Annotated in this window: 24 protein-coding genes and 1 tRNA gene; 17 read left to right on the forward strand and 8 right to left on the reverse strand. The window is 29.1% G+C overall.

Features of this window, described 5'->3' with window-relative positions:
• Window positions 1–71: 71 nt before the first annotated feature.
• Together PB7211_RS03755 and PB7211_RS03760 are read left to right on the forward strand one after the other, a co-directional pair.
• Window positions 72–2,516 carry a GcvT family protein gene (locus tag PB7211_RS03755; RefSeq protein ID WP_008545370.1) on the forward strand — a complete coding sequence of 815 codons (2,445 nt, stop codon included), beginning with the start codon at window positions 72–74 and terminating at the stop codon, window positions 2,514–2,516.
• Between the two features lie 51 nt (window positions 2,517–2,567).
• Complete coding sequence (locus tag PB7211_RS03760) at window positions 2,568–2,780, forward strand: hypothetical protein (protein ID WP_008544423.1); 213 nt, start codon at window positions 2,568–2,570, stop codon at window positions 2,778–2,780.
• A gap of 57 nt (window positions 2,781–2,837) precedes the next feature.
• Here PB7211_RS03760 and PB7211_RS03765 read toward each other — a convergent pair whose 3' ends face one another.
• Window positions 2,838–3,548 carry a class I SAM-dependent methyltransferase gene (locus PB7211_RS03765; RefSeq protein ID WP_008545662.1) on the reverse strand — a complete coding sequence of 237 codons (711 nt, stop codon included), beginning with the start codon at window positions 3,546–3,548 and terminating at the stop codon, window positions 2,838–2,840.
• A gap of 82 nt (window positions 3,549–3,630) precedes the next feature.
• Between PB7211_RS03765 and PB7211_RS03770 the strand changes: the two genes are divergently transcribed.
• A tRNA-Met gene (locus PB7211_RS03770) sits at window positions 3,631–3,707 on the forward strand.
• A gap of 1 nt (window position 3,708) precedes the next feature.
• Here PB7211_RS03770 and PB7211_RS03775 read toward each other — a convergent pair.
• Complete coding sequence (locus tag PB7211_RS03775; protein WP_008544537.1) at window positions 3,709–4,236, reverse strand: adenine phosphoribosyltransferase; 528 nt, start codon at window positions 4,234–4,236, stop codon at window positions 3,709–3,711.
• Between the two features lie 41 nt (window positions 4,237–4,277).
• Here PB7211_RS03775 and PB7211_RS03780 point away from each other — a divergent pair, with 41 nt between their 5' ends.
• From PB7211_RS03780 to PB7211_RS03815, 8 genes are read left to right on the forward strand one after another with little or no spacing between them, the layout of a single operon-like run.
• Entirely contained in the window at window positions 4,278–5,150 is an 873-nt protein-coding gene (locus PB7211_RS03780) for an S-methyl-5'-thioadenosine phosphorylase (RefSeq protein WP_008545804.1), read from the forward strand.
• Window positions 5,147–6,217, forward strand: a complete 1,071-nt coding sequence (gene mtnA, locus PB7211_RS03785) for an S-methyl-5-thioribose-1-phosphate isomerase (RefSeq protein WP_008544556.1) — start codon at window positions 5,147–5,149, stop codon at window positions 6,215–6,217. The genes PB7211_RS03780 and mtnA overlap by 4 nt, the downstream gene beginning before the upstream one ends.
• Complete coding sequence (locus tag PB7211_RS03790) at window positions 6,214–6,846, forward strand: class II aldolase/adducin family protein (RefSeq protein WP_008545483.1); 633 nt, start codon at window positions 6,214–6,216, stop codon at window positions 6,844–6,846. Before mtnA ends, PB7211_RS03790 begins: the two co-directional genes overlap by 4 nt.
• Before the next feature lie 4 nt (window positions 6,847–6,850).
• Window positions 6,851–7,891: an adenosylmethionine decarboxylase gene (gene speD, locus PB7211_RS03795; protein ID WP_008544956.1), complete on the forward strand. Its 1,041-nt coding sequence runs from the start codon at window positions 6,851–6,853 to the stop codon at window positions 7,889–7,891.
• A gap of 59 nt (window positions 7,892–7,950) precedes the next feature.
• Entirely contained in the window at window positions 7,951–8,802 is an 852-nt protein-coding gene (locus PB7211_RS03800) for a transporter substrate-binding domain-containing protein (RefSeq protein ID WP_008544944.1), read from the forward strand.
• 44 nt (window positions 8,803–8,846) lie between these two features.
• Entirely contained in the window at window positions 8,847–9,539 is a 693-nt protein-coding gene (locus tag PB7211_RS03805) for an ABC transporter permease (RefSeq protein ID WP_008544056.1), read from the forward strand.
• The gene (locus PB7211_RS03810) at window positions 9,539–10,213 is read left to right on the forward strand and encodes an ABC transporter permease (RefSeq protein WP_008545224.1); all 675 of its coding nucleotides are present in this window, start codon (window positions 9,539–9,541) and stop codon (window positions 10,211–10,213) included. Before PB7211_RS03805 ends, PB7211_RS03810 begins: the two co-directional genes overlap by 1 nt.
• A gap of 9 nt (window positions 10,214–10,222) precedes the next feature.
• Window positions 10,223–11,011, forward strand: coding sequence for a phytanoyl-CoA dioxygenase family protein (locus tag PB7211_RS03815; RefSeq protein ID WP_008544197.1), 789 nt, complete (start codon window positions 10,223–10,225; stop codon window positions 11,009–11,011).
• Here the strand turns inward: PB7211_RS03815 and PB7211_RS03820 are convergent.
• Window positions 11,001–11,390 carry a DUF6165 family protein gene (locus tag PB7211_RS03820; RefSeq protein WP_008545440.1) on the reverse strand — a complete coding sequence of 130 codons (390 nt, stop codon included), beginning with the start codon at window positions 11,388–11,390 and terminating at the stop codon, window positions 11,001–11,003. The two genes, PB7211_RS03815 and PB7211_RS03820, sit on opposite strands and share 11 nt — an antisense overlap.
• 32 nt (window positions 11,391–11,422) lie before the next feature.
• Between PB7211_RS03820 and PB7211_RS03825 the strand changes: the two genes are divergently transcribed.
• The gene (locus tag PB7211_RS03825) at window positions 11,423–12,364 is read left to right on the forward strand and encodes a glycosyltransferase family 9 protein (RefSeq protein ID WP_008546017.1); all 942 of its coding nucleotides are present in this window, start codon (window positions 11,423–11,425) and stop codon (window positions 12,362–12,364) included.
• Here the strand turns inward: PB7211_RS03825 and PB7211_RS03830 are convergent.
• Window positions 12,354–13,430, reverse strand: a complete 1,077-nt coding sequence (locus tag PB7211_RS03830; RefSeq protein ID WP_008544782.1) for an AbrB family transcriptional regulator — start codon at window positions 13,428–13,430, stop codon at window positions 12,354–12,356. The genes PB7211_RS03825 and PB7211_RS03830 overlap by 11 nt on opposite strands.
• A gap of 215 nt (window positions 13,431–13,645) precedes the next feature.
• Between PB7211_RS03830 and PB7211_RS03835 the strand changes: the two genes are divergently transcribed.
• From PB7211_RS03835 to PB7211_RS03845, 3 genes are read left to right on the forward strand one after another with little or no spacing between them, the layout of a single operon-like run.
• On the forward strand, window positions 13,646–14,626 hold the full coding sequence (locus tag PB7211_RS03835) for a tripartite tricarboxylate transporter substrate binding protein (protein ID WP_008545417.1): 981 nt from the start codon (window positions 13,646–13,648) through the stop codon (window positions 14,624–14,626).
• 27 nt (window positions 14,627–14,653) lie between these two features.
• On the forward strand, window positions 14,654–15,124 hold the full coding sequence (locus PB7211_RS03840; RefSeq protein ID WP_008544892.1) for a tripartite tricarboxylate transporter TctB family protein: 471 nt from the start codon (window positions 14,654–14,656) through the stop codon (window positions 15,122–15,124).
• The gene (locus PB7211_RS03845) at window positions 15,121–16,620 is read left to right on the forward strand and encodes a tripartite tricarboxylate transporter permease (RefSeq protein ID WP_008545422.1); all 1,500 of its coding nucleotides are present in this window, start codon (window positions 15,121–15,123) and stop codon (window positions 16,618–16,620) included. Before PB7211_RS03840 ends, PB7211_RS03845 begins: the two co-directional genes overlap by 4 nt.
• On the opposite strand, the gene PB7211_RS03850 is transcribed toward PB7211_RS03845, so the two are convergent.
• The 3 genes from PB7211_RS03850 to PB7211_RS03860 are packed head-to-tail and all read right to left on the reverse strand — an operon-like array spanning window position 16,617 to window position 19,180.
• Window positions 16,617–17,504 (reverse strand): DMT family transporter, encoded by an 888-nt coding sequence (locus tag PB7211_RS03850; RefSeq protein WP_008545626.1) that lies wholly within the window; start codon window positions 17,502–17,504, stop codon window positions 16,617–16,619. The genes PB7211_RS03845 and PB7211_RS03850 overlap by 4 nt on opposite strands.
• 39 nt (window positions 17,505–17,543) lie before the next feature.
• Window positions 17,544–18,626 (reverse strand): glycosyltransferase family 4 protein, encoded by a 1,083-nt coding sequence (locus PB7211_RS03855; protein ID WP_008546141.1) that lies wholly within the window; start codon window positions 18,624–18,626, stop codon window positions 17,544–17,546.
• A complete protein-coding gene (locus PB7211_RS03860; protein WP_008544365.1) occupies window positions 18,626–19,180 on the reverse strand; it encodes a thioredoxin family protein in 555 nt (184 codons plus the stop codon). The genes PB7211_RS03855 and PB7211_RS03860 overlap by 1 nt, the downstream gene beginning before the upstream one ends.
• Window positions 19,181–19,200: 20 nt before the next feature.
• Between PB7211_RS03860 and PB7211_RS03865 the strand changes: the two genes are divergently transcribed.
• Together PB7211_RS03865 and PB7211_RS03870 are read left to right on the forward strand one after the other, a co-directional pair.
• Window positions 19,201–19,713 carry a gamma carbonic anhydrase family protein gene (locus tag PB7211_RS03865; protein ID WP_008545612.1) on the forward strand — a complete coding sequence of 171 codons (513 nt, stop codon included), beginning with the start codon at window positions 19,201–19,203 and terminating at the stop codon, window positions 19,711–19,713.
• A gap of 12 nt (window positions 19,714–19,725) precedes the next feature.
• The gene (locus PB7211_RS03870) at window positions 19,726–20,016 is read left to right on the forward strand and encodes a DUF1330 domain-containing protein (protein WP_008545951.1); all 291 of its coding nucleotides are present in this window, start codon (window positions 19,726–19,728) and stop codon (window positions 20,014–20,016) included.
• A gap of 9 nt (window positions 20,017–20,025) precedes the next feature.
• Here the strand turns inward: PB7211_RS03870 and PB7211_RS03875 are convergent, their stop codons facing one another.
• Window positions 20,026–20,625, reverse strand: a complete 600-nt coding sequence (locus tag PB7211_RS03875; RefSeq protein WP_008545474.1) for a flavin-binding protein — start codon at window positions 20,623–20,625, stop codon at window positions 20,026–20,028.
• Window positions 20,626–20,627 lie beyond the last annotated feature (2 nt).

Below are 20,627 nucleotides of genomic sequence, written 5' to 3' on the forward strand. Positions count from 1 at the left end.
ATGGAAATTGAATTTTAAGATTAATTTATGTAACCTAATATCATTTAATAATTTAAATAAATAACATTTTAATGAATAAAAAAATTCCAAACAAAACAAAAGTAGTTGTAATTGGAGGAGGGGTAATCGGCTGTTCTGTTGCCTATCATTTGGCAAAGTTTGGATGGAAAGAAACAATCGTTTTAGAAAGAGATCAATTAACATCAGGAACAACATGGCATGCTGCTGGACTGGTTAGCCAATTAGGACCCTCTGCAGCAGTAACTAAAATAAGAAAATATTCTTTAGATTTATATAAAGAATTAGAAAAAAAAGTCGAGCATTCAGCTGGACTAAGATTAAACGGAGCACTTTCTATTGCACAAAATCAAGGAAGATGGCAAGAACTTCAGAGACAAGCAACAAATGCACAGCTTTATGATGTTGATGTAAGAATTTTAGAAAAAGATCAAATTAAAAAAGATTATCCAATTATTAACACTGAAGATATTCTAGGAGGAATCTTTATGCCTGGAGATGGTGCAGCAGATCCATCAGGTGTTACTTATATGTTAGCAAAAGCTGCAAAAAGAGAAGGCGCTCAAATTTTTGAACAATCACCTGTTGATGAAATTTTAACCAAGAATGGAAGAATTGAGGGTGTAAAAGTTAAAGGTCAAATAATTGAGTGTGAATATATAGTTCTTGCTTCTGGAATGTGGTCAAGACAAATTGGTGAAAAAGCAGGAGTGAGTATTCCATTATATCCTGCGGAACACTTTTATATAATTACTGAACCTATAGAAAATCTATCAAAAACCTTACCTACAATTAGAGATTTTGATAATCGCACCTATATTAAAGAAGATGCAGGTAAATTATTAGTTGGTATTTTTGAAGCTAATTCCATACCAGCATTTGATAAAACAAATAAAGTGCCAGAGGATTTTTCTTTTGGAGAATTTCAAGAAAATTTTGAACATTTTGAACCATATTTAAATACTGCAATAAAAAGATTTCCAGTTTTAGAAACTACTGGAATTAGAAAGTTTTTTTCTGGTCCAGAATCATTTACACCTGATACAAACACATTACTAGGAGAAGTCCCAGAAATTAAAAATTTTTTTGTAAGTTGCGGATTAAATAGTATTGGAATTGGAAGCGGTGGTGGAATTGGTAAAGTTACAGCTGAATGGTTAATGACAGGTCATATCAATGAGGATATTTTTAGTTATGATATAAAAAGATTTCAAAACTTTCATTCAGAACTTGGTTTTATTAAAGAGAGAATTACAGAAAGTTTAGGTGATTTATATGGAGTGCATTGGCCCTTCAAACAACATAAAACTTCTAGAAATATTAAAACATTACCACATCATGAAAATCTAAAAAGATTTGGCGCATGTTTCGGTGTTTCAGGTGGATATGAAAGACCAATGTGGTTTGCTTTAAATGGAAAAAAAGCTGAATATGAATACAGTTATAATTATCAAAATTGGTATCCATCAGCAGAATATGAAAGTAAAAATACAATAAAGAATGTTGGTCTATTTGACTTAACACCTTTTTCTAAGTTTGAGATATTTTCAGAAAATGCTCATGAAGAATTACAAAAAATTTGTACAGCAAATATTAAAAATGAAATTGGAAAATGTACATATACACAAATGCTAAATAGTGATGGTGGAATTGAAACAGATTTAACAGTTATTTGTCTTGATAAAAATTATTTTAGGATAATTAGTTCAGCTGCAACTAGAGAAAGAGATAAATTTCATATAAAAAAACACATTTCTTCAGATATTGAATTAAAAGATGTCACTGATGATTTTTGTGTTTTTGGACTATTTGGTCCCAAAAGTAGAGATTTGATTAAAAGTTTAAGTAATGACAATTTTGAAAATAATGATTTTAAATTTGCAACAGCTAAATTTATTTATATTGAAGGAATTAAAATTTGGATTCAAAGATTATCTTATGTTGGTGAACTAGGTTATGAATTTTATGTAAAATTAAAAGATACAAAAAAAATATATGAGTTAATAGTAGAGGTAGGAAAAAATTTTAATCTCTCAAATTGTGGCATGCATACAATGGATATCATGAGAATGGAAAGTGGATTTTTACATTGGGGGCACGATATTTCACCTGATGAAAATCAATATGAGGCAGGTTTAAATTTTGCAATTAGTTATAAAAAAAATGTAAAATTTATAGGAAGAGATACTTTATTAAAGATCAAAGATAAAAAATTAAACAAACGATTTGTTATGTTATGTTTAAAAGATAGCAACCCTGGTGAGCCTTTACTTTTACACGACGAACCAATTTATTTAGATGATAGAATAATAGGAGTAACTACCTCTGGTAATTTTTCATTTAATTATAATAAAAATTTATCTTTTGGATATATAAATTCAAATTTAAGCAATGAGGAATTATTAAAAGAGAACTTATATATTGAAATTGAAAAAAAAAAATATTCAGCAGAAATTTTGCTAAAACCATTAAAACTAACAAATTTTAAAAATTTATAATTTATAGAATAAATGAATTGTTTTTTTGTATATTAGCTGTTTAAATAGGATATGAAAAAAATGATTAAAGATAAATATTCATTAAACGCAAATTTAAATCCTCAAATCAAATATTTTTCAGATCACATAAAAACAACTAATATAAATATATTATTAAATAGAGTAAAAATTGAAAAAAAAAATGATTTCAAAAAGAAAGTTTATCTTTTTTCAATGTTGTCTTTTCTAATTATTTTTTTTTCAGTTATAATGATTTATATCTGAATTTTAAAAATTTAAATTTCTCTAATAAAATTATTGATAATAAATACATAATTTTTTTTAGTTTTTGTAGATGTATATAAAATTATCTTGATCAGGATTATTTTCGTTATTTACCTCTTGAATTTTATAATATGGTAATTCTAAGTTAAAAGGATCTTTCAATAAATTAATTTTTCTGTGTTGACCAGTTGAAATTTCTTTATTTAAATTTACACTTTCATAATTGTTAAAAGCAAAATACTTACAATTTGAATTCTTTAAATTTGTTAAAATTTTTTTAATCATTGGAAGAGGTAAGTGTATAAAGAAATCCCTCATTAATATAAAATCATAATTATTAAATTTATTATATTCCGTTAAATCTTTGCAATAAAATTCAATATTTGAATTTGAATTAAATGTAACTTTATTTTGATTTATTAAATCCTCCACAACATCAATTCCAGTATATTTAATATCTGTTTGAAAAATTTTTTTAATCCAGGCACAATCACCACAAGGGGCATCTAAAATATTTTTAATATTGTTTTCTTTAAAAAATTTTTGAAACTCAAAAATTAAATTATTTGTTTGAATTGAATTGGCTGCTGAACCAGGACCAGAGTAAGATTGATTTGAATCAAATTTTTGGTTTTTATTCCAATGATTTGATTTGTAAATTGAATTAAAGACAATTTTGTTTAATGCTTTTTGACTTACAAATTTTGAAAAAAAATTATTAACAAATATTTTTCTAATCCAATAATATTTGTTTAAATACTTGCTCAAAATATGAAATTTTAAAAATTTTAATAAATTAATAGTATATTGAATTAAAATTTAAAAATAGTATAAAACTCATGTATTATATGGCGGGGTAGCTCAGTTGGTTAGAGCGCAGGACTCATAAGCCTGAGGTCAGTGGTTCGATCCCACTTCCCGCTACCAATTAGTGTCCAGGAAAATTAATTAAATTTTCAACTTCATAGCTTTTTTTAATTAAATTTTCAGAACCGCCTAAATCAAATAAATTTATAACAAAAACAAAAGCCGCGACCTTTCCTCCTGATATTTCAATTAGTTTAGCTGCAGCTTCAGCTGTTCCACCAGTTGCTATTAAATCGTCAATAATCAAAACAGTATCTTTTTGATGAATAGAGTCTTTGTGAACCTCTATTGTTGCTGTGCCGTACTCTAATTCGAAATCTATAGAATGAACATCCGCTGGTAATTTATTTTTTTTTCTTAACATTATGAATGGTTTTTTTAGTATATAGGAAACAGCTGACGCAAACACAAAACCTCTAGATTCTATCGCTGCAACTTTTGTAAAACTATATTTTTTTGATCTTTCTACAATTTGATTAATAGTTTCAGCAAAAGCATTTTCATCTTTAATTAAAGTCGTGATATCTCTAAATAATATGCCTTTTTTTGGATAATCAGGAATTGAACGAATATAATTTTTTAAATTCATAATTGTAAAATATAAAAGTATAAATAATTAAATTTTTAACTATGACAACAAATAAATTAGCAATAATTGGTGGAAGTGGTTTATATGATATTGTAGAATTTAAAGAAAGAGAATTACTTGATTTAAATACTCCATGGGGAAAACCATCTGATCAAATTTTAAAGACAATTTATAAGAATAAAGAAGTTTATTTTTTGCCTAGACATGGAAGAGGGCATTATGTTTCACCAACAAATATAAATTTTAGAGCAAACATAGATGCACTTAAACAATTAGGTGTTACAGATATTGTTTCAGTATCTGCAGTTGGATCATTGCGAGAGGATTTACCACCAGGAAAATTTGTAATTGTAGATCAATTTATCGATAGAACATTTTCTAGAATAAAAACTTTCTTTGATGATGAAATTGTTGCTCATGTTTCTATGGCCCATCCAACTTCAAACGGATTAATGAATGCATGCGAAGAAGCTATAAAAAAATCCAATATAGATTATCAGAAAAATGGCACTTACGTTGTAATGGAAGGTCCTCAATTTTCAACCTTGGCTGAGTCTAATTTATATAGGTCGTGGAAGGCAGATGTGATCGGAATGACTAATATGCCAGAGGCAAAATTAGCAAGAGAAGCAGAAATTAGATACGCATCAGTCTCTATGGTTACAGATTATGATTGCTGGCACCCTGATCACACAAATGTTGATGTTCAGCAAGTGATTAAAGTTTTATTGAGTAATGCAGAAAAGGCAAAAGATATGATTAAAAATTTAATAAATAATTTTGAAAATTATATTGATCCAAATGATCCAGCTATTAATTGTTTAGATGTAGCAATTATTACAGCACCAGAAAAAAGAACTCAGAAAACTATAGATAAACTTAAAACAGTTGCTGGAAGAGTTTTAAACAAATGAAAATTGCAGGTAAAGAATATAAAACAATTTGGTATGAAAAAAATGTTGTTAAAATAATTGACCAAACCAAACTTCCACATCACTTTAAAATTACAGAACTCAAAACAGTTAAAGACTCAATTAATGCAATAAAAGAAATGAAGGTAAGAGGGGCTCCTTTAATAGGTGCAACAGCAGCTTATGGAATAGCTTTGGCAATTCAAGAAAATAATGACCTTGATTTTATAAAAAAAAGTGCAGAAGAATTAATTCAATCAAGACCTACAGCAATAAATTTAAAATGGGCAGTTGATCGTACGATGAAAAATTTATCAGGAATTAATAGTGATCAACTTTTAAATATTACTTTAAATGAAGCTAAAGAAATTTGTGATGAAGATGAAAAATTTTGTGAAAATATAGGTATTAATGGATTAAAAATAGTTGAGGAAATTTATAACAAAAAAAAAGATACAGTTAATATTTTAACTCATTGTAATGCAGGTTGGCTTGCAACTATTAATTGGGGCACAGCAACGTCACCAATATATCATGCTCATAAAAAAGGAATTCCAGTTCATATATGGGTTGACGAAACAAGACCAAGGAATCAAGGTGCAAATTTAACTTCATATGAATTAAACGAAGAAGAAATTCCAAATACCATAATTGCTGATAACACAGGTGGAATTTTAATGCAAAGAGGTGAGGTGGATATGTGTATTGTTGGAACTGATAGAACTTTATTTAATGGCGATGTTTGTAATAAAATAGGCACCTATTTAAAAGCATTAGCTGCTTATGATAACAATGTGCCTTTTTATGTTGCGCTACCAAGTTCAACAATTGATTGGGATATTAAGGATGCAAAAAATATCCCCATTGAAGAGAGAAATTCCGAAGAGTTATCCCACATAGAGGGCATTGATGAAAATAATCAAATTAAAAAAGTTTTGATATATCCAAACAAAAGCAGAGCAATGAATTTAGCATTTGATGTAACACCTGCAAAATATGTAACTGGCTTAATTACTGAGAGAGGAATTTGTGAAGCTTCTCGTGATGGTTTAAAAAAATTATTTAAATGAAAAAATTTAAATCTGAAATAATTAAATATTCAAAGATGCTGAATAAAAAAAAACTTTCAGCATTAAGATCTGGTAATATTTCTCTTAGATATAAGGAAGGTTTTTTAATAACTCCATCAGGAAAAAAATACTCATCTTTAAAAGATAAGGATATTGTTTTTGTTTCGCTGGATGGAATTTATGATAAAAAAAAAGGCACTCCATCGTCTGAATGGAAGTTTCATCAAGATATTTATATTAACAAAAAAGAAGCAAAAGCAATTGTTCATGCACATTCAACAAATGCTACCGCGGTTTCTACTCACAAGAGAGGCATACCGCCTTTCCATTACATGGTAGCAATGGCAGGAGGCCACAATATCAAATGTGCAAAATATGCAACCTTTGGAACCAGAAAATTGTCAAATAATATTTTAAAAGCTTTAAAAGACCGTAAAGCTTGTTTAATTGCAAATCACGGACAGATTGCATTTGAAGAAAATTTATCAAAAGCTTTTGAGTTAGCGGAAGAGGTTGAAAATATATCGCTTCAGTATATAACGAGCCTAAAATTGGGTATACCTAAAATTCTTTCAGTTAAAGAAATGAAAAAAGTTTTATCCAAGGCAAAGAATTATAAAAAAGGATAAAAAAATGACTAAAGTTGGAGAGCATATAACTCTTGACATTATTGGCACAACTAAAGAGTACGATCCTTCCGTATTTGAAAAAGTTATTCATGATATTGCAAAAGCTGCAGATGTTACAATTCTAAATATTTCAAAATATAAATTTGAACCTCAAGGTTTTACAATTCTTGCTTTGTTAGCTGAAAGCCATATTAGTTTTCATACTTTTCCAGAAAAAGGAATTATTAGTTTTGATTTCTTTACATGTGGCAAGGTTAACCCATCAATTGCAATTGAAATTATAAAAAAAGAATTTGAACATACAAGAATAGTTAAAAAAGAATTTAATAGGGACACTAAATCTCTTTATCATGATATCTATAGTTCACCAGGATTACAAAAATCATATGTTGTTAATGATGTGCTTGAAGATTTTAAGTCAAAAGTTGGTCAACACATTGAAATTTTAGATTTAGAGCAATTTGGAAAATCTTTATTTATTGATGGAGAAATTCAAGTAGCCGCCACTGATGAACATTTGTATAGCTCAACTTTTGTAGGTGCAGGATTAGAATTAAATAAACAAAGTGAAAGAGCAGCTATTATTGGTGGTGGAGACGGTGGTGTCGCAAGAGAATGTATATCAAAAGATTTTAGTTTTATAGATTGGTATGAATTAGATCCTGAAGTTGTTGATGTTTGTAATAAACATCTTGGAGATATTGGAAAAAAAGCTACTGAAAAAAATTCTGTTAAATGTGTGTGGGGTGATGCTTTTGAAAGTATAAAGTCAGTGGAAGATGATACATACGATCATATTTTTGTAGATCTTAATGATGATCAGTTTTGCATTGATCTTGCAGCCAAAAATATGGACTCAATGATTAGAATTTTAAAACCTAAAGGGGTAATCACTGCTCAGGTTGGAAGCCAGGATAAAAAACCTAAACAAGTTGATAGTTGGTTGAATGTATTTAACCATCACTTTGGAAACACTAAATTATCAAGAGTTTATATCCCTAGTTTTGATTGCTCTTGGAATTTTTCATCATCAATAAATCATTAATTTTTCTTTTTTAATTATTAAATTTGTGAAATAATCACTCCAATTTAAAGGAGAAAATAATGAATATATTCAAAAAAACTATTTTAACAGTTCTTGCTTCTTTATTAGTCATCGGAAATGTTTACGCTGATAAAATAAAGATTGGAACTGAAGGTGCTTATCCTCCATGGAACTCTAAAGATGCTTCTGGCAATCTTATTGGTTTTGAGGTTGAGCTAGCTCAAGAACTTTGTGCAATCATGAAAGCTGAGTGTACTATCGTTGAGCAAGACTGGGATGGAATGATTCCAGCTTTATTAATGAGAAAGTTTGATGCGATTATGGCTGGAATGTCAATTACAGCTGAAAGACAAAAAACAATTACATTTTCACAAGGTTATGCAGATGAAGTTGCATCACTTGCAGTTATGAAAGGGTCAAGCTTAGAAGGAATGGATACACCAGAAGGTGTAAACCTAACTTTAGGTGGATCTTCAGTAAAAAAAGCTTTGAAAACTATCACAGGAGCACTTGCGGGAAAAACTGTTTGTACTCAAACAGGAACAATTCACCAAAACTTTTTAGAATCTGGTGATGTTGGTAAAGTGAATGTTAGAACTTACAAAACACAAGATGAAGTAAACTTAGATTTAACATCTGGAAGATGTGATGTTGCTTTAGCTGCGGCGGTTGCATTTACAGACTATGCTGACAAATCAGGTAAACCAGTTGTATTAGTTGGACCAACTTTTTCAGGTGGAGCATTTGGTAATGGTGTTGGAGTTGGAATTAGACAAGGTGGTGATGATGCGATTGGTAAAAGAGACGCTAAACTTCTAAAAGATTTCAACAAAGCAATTGATAAAGCTAGAAAAAAAGGAATTATTAGCAAACTTGCTATTAAGCACTTTGGTTTCGATGCTTCTATGTAATTAATTTCAGATTTGGCGACTATAATATATAGTCGCCAATCTATATGGAACTTCTCGCATTTGGCAAAACAGGTTGGGGTGATGAATTATTTTACGCAACCTTAATGACTATTGCTGTATCTGTTTCAGCAATGTTAGTTGGATTTGTCTTTGCATTAATATTTACACCCTTAAAATTATCTAAATATAAATCGTTAAATTTAATCGGAAATTTTTATACGACAGTTATTCGTGGTGTTCCTGAACTTTTAGTAATTTACCTTTTCTTTTTTGGAGGAAGTGGAGCAATTATGTATGTGGCCTCAATTTTTGGTTATTATGAATATATTGAAATTAATGCGTTTATTACTGGTTCATTAGCAATTGGTATCATTTCTGGCGCTTATTCAACTGAAGTTTTTCGTGGAGCGATACAATCAATAGATAAAGGTCAGTTTGAAGCTGCAAAAGTTCTTGGTGTCAGTAAATTTGCTCAGTTTTATAAAATAATTTTACCTCAAATGCTAAGACTAGCAATTCCAAATTTGAGTAACGTTTGGCAAATTACTTTAAAAGACACATCTCTTATCTCAGTAACAGGATTAGTTGAGATTATGAGACAATCTTATATTGCAGCAGGTTCTACTAGAGATCCATTATTCTTTTACTCATTTGCTGCTGTTTTATATTTATCGCTAACTTATTTAAGCATGAAACTGATCAATAAATTAGAAGTAAAATATAGTAGGGGTTATTAATGGATTTTGATTTAATGGTTACTAGTTTTCCAAAATTGCTAAGTGCTACTGTAATTACATTAAAACTTTTATCTGTATCTTTAATCGCAGGGATGTTCCTAGGTTTATTTTTTGCTGTTTTAAGAATGAACAATAATATTTTTATTAATAAATTTGCTTATGGATATTCTTATGTTTTTAGAGGAACACCTCTTTTAGTTCAAATTTTTATTATTTATTTTGGTTTAGGACAAATAGAATATCTAAGATCTACATTTATATGGGTAATATTAAAAGAGCCATATTGGTGCGCAATCATAGCTTTTGCTTTAAATACTGGTGCTTATACATCTGAGATATTAAGGTCAGCATTTCAAACAATTAAACCAGGTATAATAGAAGCAGGCAAAAGTCTGGGAATTTCAAACAAAATTATTTTTTATAAAATTCAGATACCAATAGCAATTAGACAATCTTTACCCGCTTATGGTAACGAGATAATTTTAATGATGAAAGGAACCTCTTTAGCAAGCACAGTAACTTTAATGGACCTAACAGGTGTAGCTAAATATATCATTTCAACAACATTTAAACCAATTGAAGTTTTTATTGTTGCTGGGGGAATTTATTTATTTATGACTTTTTTAATTCACAATTTAATTAAATATTTAGAAAAGAAGTATAGTTTTCAATAGAAATTAAATATGTATCTTTCAAAAAAACAAGTTGATGATTACCAAAAATTTGGAGTGATTGTTGTTAAAGATGTTTTCAAAAATTGGATAGAACCATTAAAAAAAGGATTTAAAAAAGTTTTAGAAAAACCCAGTAAACATGGAAGGGAAAATGTTACTGATAATAAAGGAAGATTCTTTGAAGATTATTGTAATTGGGAAAGGGTAGAGGAATTTAAAGATTGTATTTTTAATTCACCTGCTGCACAAATTTTTACTGAAGCTACATTATCTAATTCATCACAAATATTTCACGATCATATCTTTATTAAAGAGCCAGGTACCACAAAAGAAACCCCATGGCATCAAGATATGCCATATTATTGTGTAGATGGAAATGATACAGGTAGTTTTTGGATACCTTTAGATAATGTAGATAGAGAAAATAATCTGAAGTTAATTTTAGGATCACATAAATGGAAAAAATTAATTAGACCAACAAAATGGTCAAATAATCAATCTTGGTACAAGCAAGATAGCATATTTATGCAATTGCCAAATAATGTAGAATTCAAAGATGATATATTAATACCAGAATTGAATTTGGGAGATGCTGTGCTATTTAATTTTAAAATCGTTCATGGATCGAGTGGTAATAAAACTTTAAAATCTAGAAGAGCTTTTTCAATGAGATTTATTGGTGATGATGTAAGATTTATTGATAGAGGTGGGCCCACATCTCCACCATTTGATGGTATCAATTTAAAAACAGGTGAAATGATGAGAGAGGATTGGTTTCCTAAAGTTTTTAATAACTAGTGTACTCTTTAATTTCTTTAATCTTTGAACCGGTATGATTATTAATCTCAAGTTTAATCTTTGCACGATCATCATTTAAAATATGAACATCTCTTGAAAGTTTGATAAAATTTTCTGTAAAATCTTTCTCTTTTTCACATTTTCTTTTATCATCTTCAATTGTCCAAAGTCTTGCGTTAATGATCTTTAAAGATTGATACAGTTTGTGTATTTTTGAGTCTGACTTAATATTATTTTTAAATTCTTCTCTTAATAAAGAAAGCTCGTCCCTAATATATTCTAACTTTTCTGGATCTTTAATTTTTTCTTTTTTTATTTCTAAAATAGAAATCTTGTCTAATAATTCACCCACAGATACTTCTACAAGAATTTTATTCATATTAAATAATACTATGTTAAGTTAGTACAATTATGGCAAAAATATTGATCATAAAACTTGGATCTTTAGGAGATATTGCGCAGATTTCTGGCGCAATAAAAGATATTTCAGAAAATCATAAAGACGATGAAATTCATGTAATGACTACCAAACCCTATTTTGGTTTATTTAAAAAAAATCCCCATATTTCTAATGTGATTTTAGATAAAAGACTGCCAAGATATAATCTGATTTATTTATATTCACTAATGAAAAATATTAAGAAATACAAATTTTCTAAAGTTTACGATCTACAAAACTCAAGCAGAACGTCATTTTATAAAAAAATATTATTTCCCAAAGTCACAAAAGATATTTGGTCATCTACCGAAACCACATTACCCACAGGAACTTCAAAAGAAGATTTTGATAAAGATTCAGTTCTATCTAAATTTGATCATCAGTTAAAAAGTTCTGGAATTAATACGAGACACACTTTGAGCCCTGATTTTTCATGGAGTTTAACAGATATATCTCAAATTAAAAATTACCATCAATTGGAAAAATATATTGTTCTTTTTCCTTTTTGTTCTCCTCATTTAACTTCTAAGAAATGGCCCTATTATAATGACTTGATCAATTTGATTAACGAAAATTATGACAACAATTACAAGATAGTAATTGCACCAGGACCTAATGAGATTAAAGAAGCATCAAATATTAATGCACTTTGTATATTAGATAATGGTAAAGCCTTAGCTATATCTCAGTTAGCATCATTAATTAAAGATAGTTCATTTGTAGTTGCAAATGATACTGGTCCTGCGCATATAACAGCTCACTTAGGATCAAGGGGAGTAGCTTTATTTGGATCTCACACAAGTCCTTTTAAAGTTAGTATTGAAAGAGAAAACTTTAAAGCAATAGAAGCACCAGAATTATCAAAACTTTCAGCGGAAAAAGTCTTTGAAAGAATGTCTGAGATTATTTCTTAAGTTTTTCTAATATTTTTAAAAATATAGGAACAGTAAAAAGTATAAACAGTAATCTTATTATATGATGAAAAGCAACAAAGTCTGGATCTAGATCAAACGCAATTGCTATTACAGCTACTTCATAAATGCCACCAGGACTAAAAGATAGAATTAAAGTTAAAATATTTTTATCAACGAAGAATGTTGCGACATAGGCCGCAACTAAACCTAGAAGAACCAATATAGTTGTTGCAACTACACTATGTAATGAATTATTAGCAATTTCTTTAACAGTTTTTTCAGCAAATCTGCATCCGACAGAAGCACCAAGTATTAAAAGACAAAAGTTAATTGATGCATCAGGTAATTTATATGAAGCAATATCTGTAATTTGTAATAATCCACTAGCAAATAGCGTTCCTGATAATAAAGCTGCTGGAACCCTAATCTTATCAAAAATATAAATAAAAAATAATGATGCAATAATAAGAAAAATTAGATTTAGATGATTTTGGCCTATGTAATCAAAGTTATCTAGTAGTAATGTTTCTGAAGCAGTATTATTAACAATAATAAATGGAATAACCGTTATGATTATAATTAATCTTATTAAATGCGATGTTGCTACTTGAGATAAATCAGTTTTTTCATTTTCTGCCAAAATCATTAATGGACCTAAAGCACCAGGTGCTGCAGAAAATATTGAAGCCTTTTCACCATAACTTGAAAATTTTTGAAGGTATTTTGAAACAATCAAAATACATATAATAATATAAATTAACATTATTATTGAAGTCCATATCCAATTAATCATCTGATTAAATAAGTTTTGATCAATATAATTTCCAATATGCAGCCCGAGGATAATTAAGATCGAACTTAAAGCAATTTTAGGCATTACAACCTTTAATCCAGCTAGAGCTACAATAGATGTTATAATCATTGGCCCCAACATCCAAGCAAGAGGAATATTAAAATAGTCAGCGATAACAGCGCTAGGAATTGAAATTAAGATTACAGAAATAAATTTTTTTGATAGAATTTGTTTGAAACTTGAGTAATGAAAAATAATAAAAGACTTGTTCATAGTCAGATCTTCTATCACCACTTTGAAAAAAAATAACAGAAAAGAAATTAACCAATAAAGTGAATCTTAATTTTTTAATAAAAATTTTTTAATAATTAATATTAAGTTTTTAACCCAATAATTATAATCAACTATTAGTTGAATTAAAACATTATATGTTGCATTAAACCACTGAGTGTAATTTACTCAATTTTTTAAATTAGAGAGGAAAAATAATGAAAAACTTACAAAAAATAATTTCAGTATTATTTTCTGCAATCCTACTATTCTCAGCAACAACAACTAGTTCAATAGCAATTGATAAATTGCACTTTGTAATTGGTGGTGGTGCTGGTGGTGGTTGGGATGGAACTGCTAGAGGTACTGGAGAAGCTTTAACAAAAGCTGGAATGTTAAAAAGTGCATCATTTGAAAATATGTCAGGTGGTGGTGGTGGAAAAGCATTAGCTTTCATGATTAATACAAAACCTGCAAACACAGTTTTAGTTCAATCTACACCATTAGTATTAAGATCAATTACTAGACATAAAGGATATGTGAGTGGAAGTGGTACTTTATCTTATAAAGATGTTGTACCAATCGCTGGTGTAATAGGTGACTATGGTGCAATTGCTGTTGCAAAAAACTCACCATATAAAAACTTTAAAGATGTAGTTGATGCGTATAAAAAGGATCCAAGCTCAATTAAAATGGCTGGTGGATCAGTAAGAGGAAGTATGGACCATTTAATTGGTGCATTAGCTTTCCAAGCTGCGGGTGCTAATCCAAATGATGTAGCTTACATTCCTTATGATGCTGGTGGAAAAGCGTTAGCAGGACTTTTATCTGGAGAGACTCAAATTATCTCTACAGGTTTAGGTGAACTGATGGGTGCAAGAGATCAAGTAACAATTATTGGTATTACTGCTCCTTCAAGAGTTTCTGATGCTCCAGATGCACCAACTCTTAAAGAACAAGGTTATGATGTACAATTCGTTAACTGGAGAGGGTTTTTTGGTCCTCCAGGTATGAGCAGTGCAGATAAAAATGCAATTGCTAAAATGTTAGGTGATGTACAAAAAACTTCTGAATGGGAAACTGTCAGAGCAAGAAATGCTTGGGTAAATATATACAATCCAGGTGATAAGTTTGTTTCTTTCTTAGAAAAACAAACAGAAGAAATGACAGCTCTTATGAAGAAACTAGGAGTTATTTAATCCTAAGGATTATAAAAAATTAGAGCAGTGAATATAAATACTACAAAAATTATATCACTGCTCTTTTTTATATTTTCAGCGTTTTATTTATATACTGCATACCAAATTCAAGTTTTTGCATTTGATGAAAATGCACCTTTTAATGCTAGAACATTTCCGATCTACTTAGGTTACGCTGGATTATTTTTTTCTGGATTAAAACTTATTTTACCAGATCAAAATACTATTAAAGTTGAGCACAAAAATTTAGAGTATAAAAAAACTGGAATACTTATACTTATTGCAATTATTTATGGAGCTACAATTTTAAAAGTTGGTTATTTTTTAACTACTTCTTTATTTTTATTTGCTTCTTATTATTTCCTTGGAGAAAGAAGATGGATATTAATGTTTATTCTTTCTTTTCCTTTTGTAGCAGCATTTATGTATCTACTTCACGGAGTTCTTAATATTTATTTAAGAGATCCATTCTTACAATCAATTGGAGTGATGGGATGATTGAGGGAATATTAATTGGTTTAACGACAGCCCTTACAATTAAAAATATATTAATGGTTATGGTTGGTTGTTTTTTTGGAACAATTATAGGAATGCTCCCTGGTCTTGGACCAATGACGGCAATTGCTTTAATGATACCAATTACTTACGGCTTTGAGCCTGCAACAGGATTAATTTTAATGGCTGGTGTTTATTATGGAGCAGTGTTTGGTGGATCTACTTCGTCAATATTATTAAATGCACCAGGTGTACCAGGTACTGTTGCAACTTCATTTGATGGTTATCCAATGGCACAACAAGGTAAAGCTGGAAAAGCTCTAGCTATTGCTGCATGGAGTTCATTTGCAGGAGGAACGCTATCTGCGATTTATTTATTATTTATGGCACCAAGTTTATCTAAAGTAAGTTTATCTTTTAGATCACCAGATTATTTTGCTTTGATGATATTAGGCTTAACAGCAATTGCTGCATTTTCATCTAAAGGTCAATTTTTAAAAGCAATGATGATGGTGGTATTAGGTTTAATGTTAGCCTCTGTTGGCCAAGATAGTTTGTCTGATATTACCAGATTTACATTCAACAATATGAACTTAACTGATGGCATAAGTTTTGTTCTTGTAGTTATGGCAACATTTGCAATGAGTGAAGCATTAACAATTATTTTAAAAAGAAATGATCCAACTAGTGCTGCTAAACAGGTTTCTTTAACTGAATTAGGTTCTATTAAGATTAACAAAGAAGAGAGAACCAAAATGTACAAAACAATTCCAAGATCATCAGTGATTGGTTTTTTAATTGGTGTTCTACCAGGTGCTGGTGCAACTATTGCATCCTTCTTAGCTTACGGTATGGAAAGAAATTTAGTTAGCGATGAAGAAAAAGAAAAATTTGGTAAAGGTAGTGTAAATGGATTATCTGCACCTGAAACGGCAAATAATGCAGCTTGTTCTGGATCATTTGTACCAATGCTAACTTTAGGAATTCCAGGAAGTGGAACCACGGCTGTAATGTTGGGTGCTCTTTTAGGATTTGGTGTTCAACCCGGACCAAGACTTTATATGACAAACCCAGAAATTTTCTGGTCAATAATTATGTCTATGTATATTGGTATGGTAATCTTATTGATATTAAACTTACCTCTAATTCCTTATATAGCTAGAATTCTTGCTGTTCCTAAAAATTATTTAATACCTTTAATCTTATTTTTCTCAGTCACAGGGATATACGTGATGTCGTTTAATAATTTTGATATTTATTTAATGATTGGCATAGCGGTAGTTGCAACTTATTTAAGATTATATGATTTTCCAATGCCACCACTTATTTTAGCTTTTGTACTTGGTGGTTTAATGGAAGAAAACTTAAGAAGATCATTATTGCTAAGTAATGGATCGTGGGAATTCTTGTGGGATAGGACTTTGACTGCATGCATACTTGTAACAACAATTTTGATTGTTGTTTGGCATATTTATAAAACATTTTCTAAAAAAAATTAAGATTTTATATCTACTCTTTTTCTAATTATTTCTTTATCAAGTTTCATCTCTCTATAAGAAATTATCAATACACCTATAAATATTATTAATGCACCAATCCAAGTATAAAGATCTGGAATTTCACCAAACACAAAATATCCAATAATTGAAGCAAAAACTAAATTTAAAAAAGAGTAGGGTTGTGTCATACTTACATCTACTAGTTTAAAAGCATGGTTTAGCGTTAAATGTAATACAGTTCCACAGATAGCTGCTAAAAATAAATAGATAAATGTTTTTAAACTAGGTGTTTCCCAAAAAAATAAAACAATAATAAAACTAAATAAGCTCATAAAAATAGATTGATGAGCTAAAATTGTTATAGCGCTATCATCTTTTGAGATTTTTTTAGTTATGATTATGTTGATTGACCATAATAATGCTGAAAATAAAATCATATATACTCCAATAGATATATCTACATAACCAGGTCTAATGATAATTAGCATTCCACCAAAACCAAGAATTAGGGCTAAAGTTCTATAGATATAAATCTTTTCCCCTAAAAAAAATACCGCAAGTATTGTAACCATTAAAGGTACAACAAAAGATATTGCTGTAACTTTTTCAATAGGAAGCAATACTAATGAGGAAAAGTATAAAAGCATTGCAGGTAAACCAAGCGCCGCTCTTAACAAATGTTTTTTAATATGATTTGTTTTTAAAACAGCAAAATTTGTTTTGATAATATATGGCATAATTATTACTAAACCTAAAAAAAATCTAAAAAAACCTGCAACATAAACATTTACATCTTCTTGAGCTATCCTTAAAAATGAGAGCATCACAGTTCCAAAAAAAACAGAAATAATTATTAAAAAAATAGCTAATTTATTATTAGACATTAATAAATTACTATAAGTATAACTGAGGTATAAACAATCTTAGTTTAGAATATCTTTATATTTTTTAACAATATTTGACCAATAGAACTTTGTAACAAACTCTTTTGCATTTTTTCCATACTCTAAATATTTTTTGTTCTCTAAAATTGAATTTAATGAAAAATAAACTGCATCTAGATTGTTTCCATCACAAATTAACCCTGTCTTTTCATGTTCTATGGCATCTGGGGCACCACCATCTTTACCACCAATTGAAGGAACGCTATATTGAGCTGCTTCTGTATAAGCTATTCCAAACCCCTCAACTGAGGACTTATGAATAACTGATGGCATTACAAATACATCTGATTTTTCCACTAAAGCATTTTTTAAATCATCAGTAATATCTTTAAAAAACATTACCTGCGCTTCTAAATCTAATTCTTTAACAAGGTTTTTAATATTTTCCTCTTCATCACCATAGCCAACACAAATATATACTATGTCTGGATAGATCTGTTTAAGATTTCTTAAAGCCATTATTACTTTTTCATGATTTTTTCTCTTATCAAATCTTGAAACAGTTATTAATCTAGGCGTTTTAACTTTTAGTAAACTTTCAACTTTATCTAATATTTTTTGATCTAAATTTTTCATTGAGTCAATTCCAGGGTTGATCACAATAATCTTATCTTCATTTACCCCGACTTTTATTGCTAGATTTTTTGTGTATTCAGAATTTGCTACTACTTTTCCAACTTTATCTAACACTTCTAATAAACGCTTATTAGTTCTTGATCCTTTTTCATGATTAATTTCTTTTCCATGAATTAAACAAATCTTTTTTTTATTAGTTTTTAGATGTTCTAAACTTTTCCAGTGATCTGCAATAATTGCGTTAACTTTACTCTCTTTAACAAACTCATCAATTAAGTGCGCTTTTCTATATTTTCTAAGAAATTTAGGTCCACCAACTCTTTCAATTGAAAAAGATGCTTGTTCATCAAAAGTTTTATGATTTTTAATATAATCTGCAAAAACTTTAATCATAAAGTTTTTAGATAGTTCTTTTGAAAGTCCCCACATTAAACTTTGCATGCCTCCAAGTTCTGGAGGGAAAGATCTTGTAATAATTAAATACATTAATCAAACTTCCATTTAATACCACAACCTGCACTTGGAAGTTGATTTTCTGGTCCTTTACCAGTTTCTGCTATTTGTCTCATAGCTTTTAACAGATCACTTTCACCATCATTGACTGGTATAAATTTTTTTAATTCTCTTAATCTACCTCTGTATTGAAGTTCTAAATTTTTATTATAACCAAAAAAATCAGGTGTACATACAGCATCATAAGATTTTGCAATTTCCTGAGTATCATCATGTAAATATGGAAAACTAAATTGATTATTGTTTGCAAATTTAATCATGTTATCAAATGAATCATCTGGATAATTCACAAAGTCATTTGAACATATTGCTACTGAATTAATTCCTATTTTTTTTAATTCATTACAATCTTCAACAATTTCTTTAGTAACTGCTTTTACATAAGGACAATGATTACAAATAAACATTATCAAAGTACCATTTTCACCTTTAATCTTATCTAAAGTAATAATTTTATTTTCTGTAGATTTTAATTCAAATGGTAAAGCTTTTTTACCAAAATCACATATTGGAGTTTGTATCGGCATACTGTAATAATATATAAATTATGTTTTATGATTTAAAAGATAAAAAACCAAAAAACTCTGGTGAAAATTGGGTAGCACCTAACGCGACTATAATTGGCGATGTAACTTTGGAAAAAAATACCAGTATTTGGTTTAATGCTGTATTGCGAGGAGACCTTGAAAATATTCATATTGGAGAAGGTTCTAACATTCAAGATGGAAGTGTATTGCATACAGACCCTGGATATCCTTTAAAGGTAGGAAAAAATGTAACTGTTGGTCATTTAGTTATGCTTCACGGATGCACCATAGGAGAAAATAGTTTAATTGGTATTGGAGCTGTAATACTAAACAATACTAAAATTGGTAAAAATTGTATTATCGGAGCTAAAACTTTAATTGCTGAAAATAAAGAAATACCAGATGACTCTTTAGTAGTTGGTTCTCCAGGTAGAATTATTAGAAAAGTAACTGAAGAAGAGAAAGAAGCTGTTTTAAAAAATACAAAACATTATCAAGATAATTGGAAAAGATATTCAAAATCAATTTTTTAAAGGAGGTATTTAATGTCAGCGGGCTATGTAATTGCACAATTAAAAGTAACAAATCCAGAAAACTATAAAGAATATGTTGCTAAGGTTAGTGAGGTAGTAAAAAAATTTGGAGGTGAATATCTTGTCAGAAATGGTGAATATCAAGTTGTTGAGGGTGAAGATAATTTTCCAAGATTAGTAATTATTAAATTTCCAACCTACGAAAAAGCTTTAGAGTGGTATCATTCAGATGAATATAAACCTGTTAAAGATATACGATTACAAAATTCTGAAGGAAACAATATAATTGTTAAAGGTATATGAAAAAAAAATTTAAGGAACTAACCAGTTTTCTTTATTATTTTTAAGATCAAATTTAGCTCTACGATGACCTTTGGCGGCTAGATATAGCCACTCCATAGATTGAATTTTACACTGAATCACTGTAAAGTTTTTATATCCTTCTTCACTTTGTTCCTTAGTGTAATCAAAATTATCAAGTTCAGGTTTCAGCCCAGATGTTGGAATATCAGACTCTGTGCCTGGTCCATTATCAACTAAGTAACATTTTCTAGAGATATGTTGTGTTTTTAACCAAGACTCTTTTGTAATTTCATTGTCATGATTAACAATACATTCAACTTTTAATCTTACCTGTATTTTTTCTTCTTTATCATAAAATAACATTGCTGCATTTTTGTTTAATTTTAATTTGTCAATTTTATCTGATCTTATATCGCTATGATATTGTACAAGGTTATTTGCTCTATCTGATTTTCTTAGAACTACTATCCTGCCATCAAGATCATTTTCATTACCACAAATAAACACTGGAATTCTAAAAGGAGAATTTCTATCCTTTATGGCATTATCAAGCATAGACCAAATTTTATTTTTGATCTCATTAAAATCTTCGTAGTACGCAGGATGCATCC

It is taken from the genome of Candidatus Pelagibacter sp. HTCC7211 (assembly GCF_000155895.1).
In the GTDB taxonomy this organism is placed as follows: Bacteria; Pseudomonadota; Alphaproteobacteria; order Pelagibacterales; family Pelagibacteraceae; genus Pelagibacter.

What these genes read in the sequence shown, in the direction of transcription:
- PB7211_RS03755 (WP_008545370.1), top strand. Translation starts at nt 72, where the DNA reads ATGAATAAAAAAATTCCAAACAAAACAAAAGTAGTTGTAATTGGAGGA.
- PB7211_RS03760 (WP_008544423.1), top strand. Translation starts at nt 2,568, where the DNA reads ATGAAAAAAATGATTAAAGATAAATATTCATTAAACGCAAATTTAAAT.
- PB7211_RS03775 (WP_008544537.1), bottom strand. Translation starts at nt 4,236, where the DNA reads ATGAATTTAAAAAATTATATTCGTTCAATTCCTGATTATCCAAAAAAA.
- PB7211_RS03780 (WP_008545804.1), top strand. Translation starts at nt 4,278, where the DNA reads ATGACAACAAATAAATTAGCAATAATTGGTGGAAGTGGTTTATATGAT.
- mtnA (WP_008544556.1), top strand. Translation starts at nt 5,147, where the DNA reads ATGAAAATTGCAGGTAAAGAATATAAAACAATTTGGTATGAAAAAAAT.
- PB7211_RS03790 (WP_008545483.1), top strand. Translation starts at nt 6,214, where the DNA reads ATGAAAAAATTTAAATCTGAAATAATTAAATATTCAAAGATGCTGAAT.
- speD (WP_008544956.1), top strand. Translation starts at nt 6,851, where the DNA reads ATGACTAAAGTTGGAGAGCATATAACTCTTGACATTATTGGCACAACT.
- PB7211_RS03800 (WP_008544944.1), top strand. Translation starts at nt 7,951, where the DNA reads ATGAATATATTCAAAAAAACTATTTTAACAGTTCTTGCTTCTTTATTA.
- PB7211_RS03805 (WP_008544056.1), top strand. Translation starts at nt 8,847, where the DNA reads ATGGAACTTCTCGCATTTGGCAAAACAGGTTGGGGTGATGAATTATTT.
- PB7211_RS03810 (WP_008545224.1), top strand. Translation starts at nt 9,539, where the DNA reads ATGGATTTTGATTTAATGGTTACTAGTTTTCCAAAATTGCTAAGTGCT.
- PB7211_RS03815 (WP_008544197.1), top strand. Translation starts at nt 10,223, where the DNA reads ATGTATCTTTCAAAAAAACAAGTTGATGATTACCAAAAATTTGGAGTG.
- PB7211_RS03820 (WP_008545440.1), bottom strand. Translation starts at nt 11,390, where the DNA reads ATGAATAAAATTCTTGTAGAAGTATCTGTGGGTGAATTATTAGACAAG.
- PB7211_RS03825 (WP_008546017.1), top strand. Translation starts at nt 11,423, where the DNA reads ATGGCAAAAATATTGATCATAAAACTTGGATCTTTAGGAGATATTGCG.
- PB7211_RS03830 (WP_008544782.1), bottom strand. Translation starts at nt 13,430, where the DNA reads ATGAACAAGTCTTTTATTATTTTTCATTACTCAAGTTTCAAACAAATT.
- PB7211_RS03835 (WP_008545417.1), top strand. Translation starts at nt 13,646, where the DNA reads ATGAAAAACTTACAAAAAATAATTTCAGTATTATTTTCTGCAATCCTA.
- PB7211_RS03845 (WP_008545422.1), top strand. Translation starts at nt 15,121, where the DNA reads ATGATTGAGGGAATATTAATTGGTTTAACGACAGCCCTTACAATTAAA.
- PB7211_RS03850 (WP_008545626.1), bottom strand. Translation starts at nt 17,504, where the DNA reads ATGTCTAATAATAAATTAGCTATTTTTTTAATAATTATTTCTGTTTTT.
- PB7211_RS03855 (WP_008546141.1), bottom strand. Translation starts at nt 18,626, where the DNA reads ATGTATTTAATTATTACAAGATCTTTCCCTCCAGAACTTGGAGGCATG.
- PB7211_RS03860 (WP_008544365.1), bottom strand. Translation starts at nt 19,180, where the DNA reads ATGCCGATACAAACTCCAATATGTGATTTTGGTAAAAAAGCTTTACCA.
- PB7211_RS03865 (WP_008545612.1), top strand. Translation starts at nt 19,201, where the DNA reads ATGTTTTATGATTTAAAAGATAAAAAACCAAAAAACTCTGGTGAAAAT.
- PB7211_RS03870 (WP_008545951.1), top strand. Translation starts at nt 19,726, where the DNA reads ATGTCAGCGGGCTATGTAATTGCACAATTAAAAGTAACAAATCCAGAA.
- PB7211_RS03875 (WP_008545474.1), bottom strand. Translation starts at nt 20,625, where the DNA reads ATGCATCCTGCGTACTACGAAGATTTTAATGAGATCAAAAATAAAATT.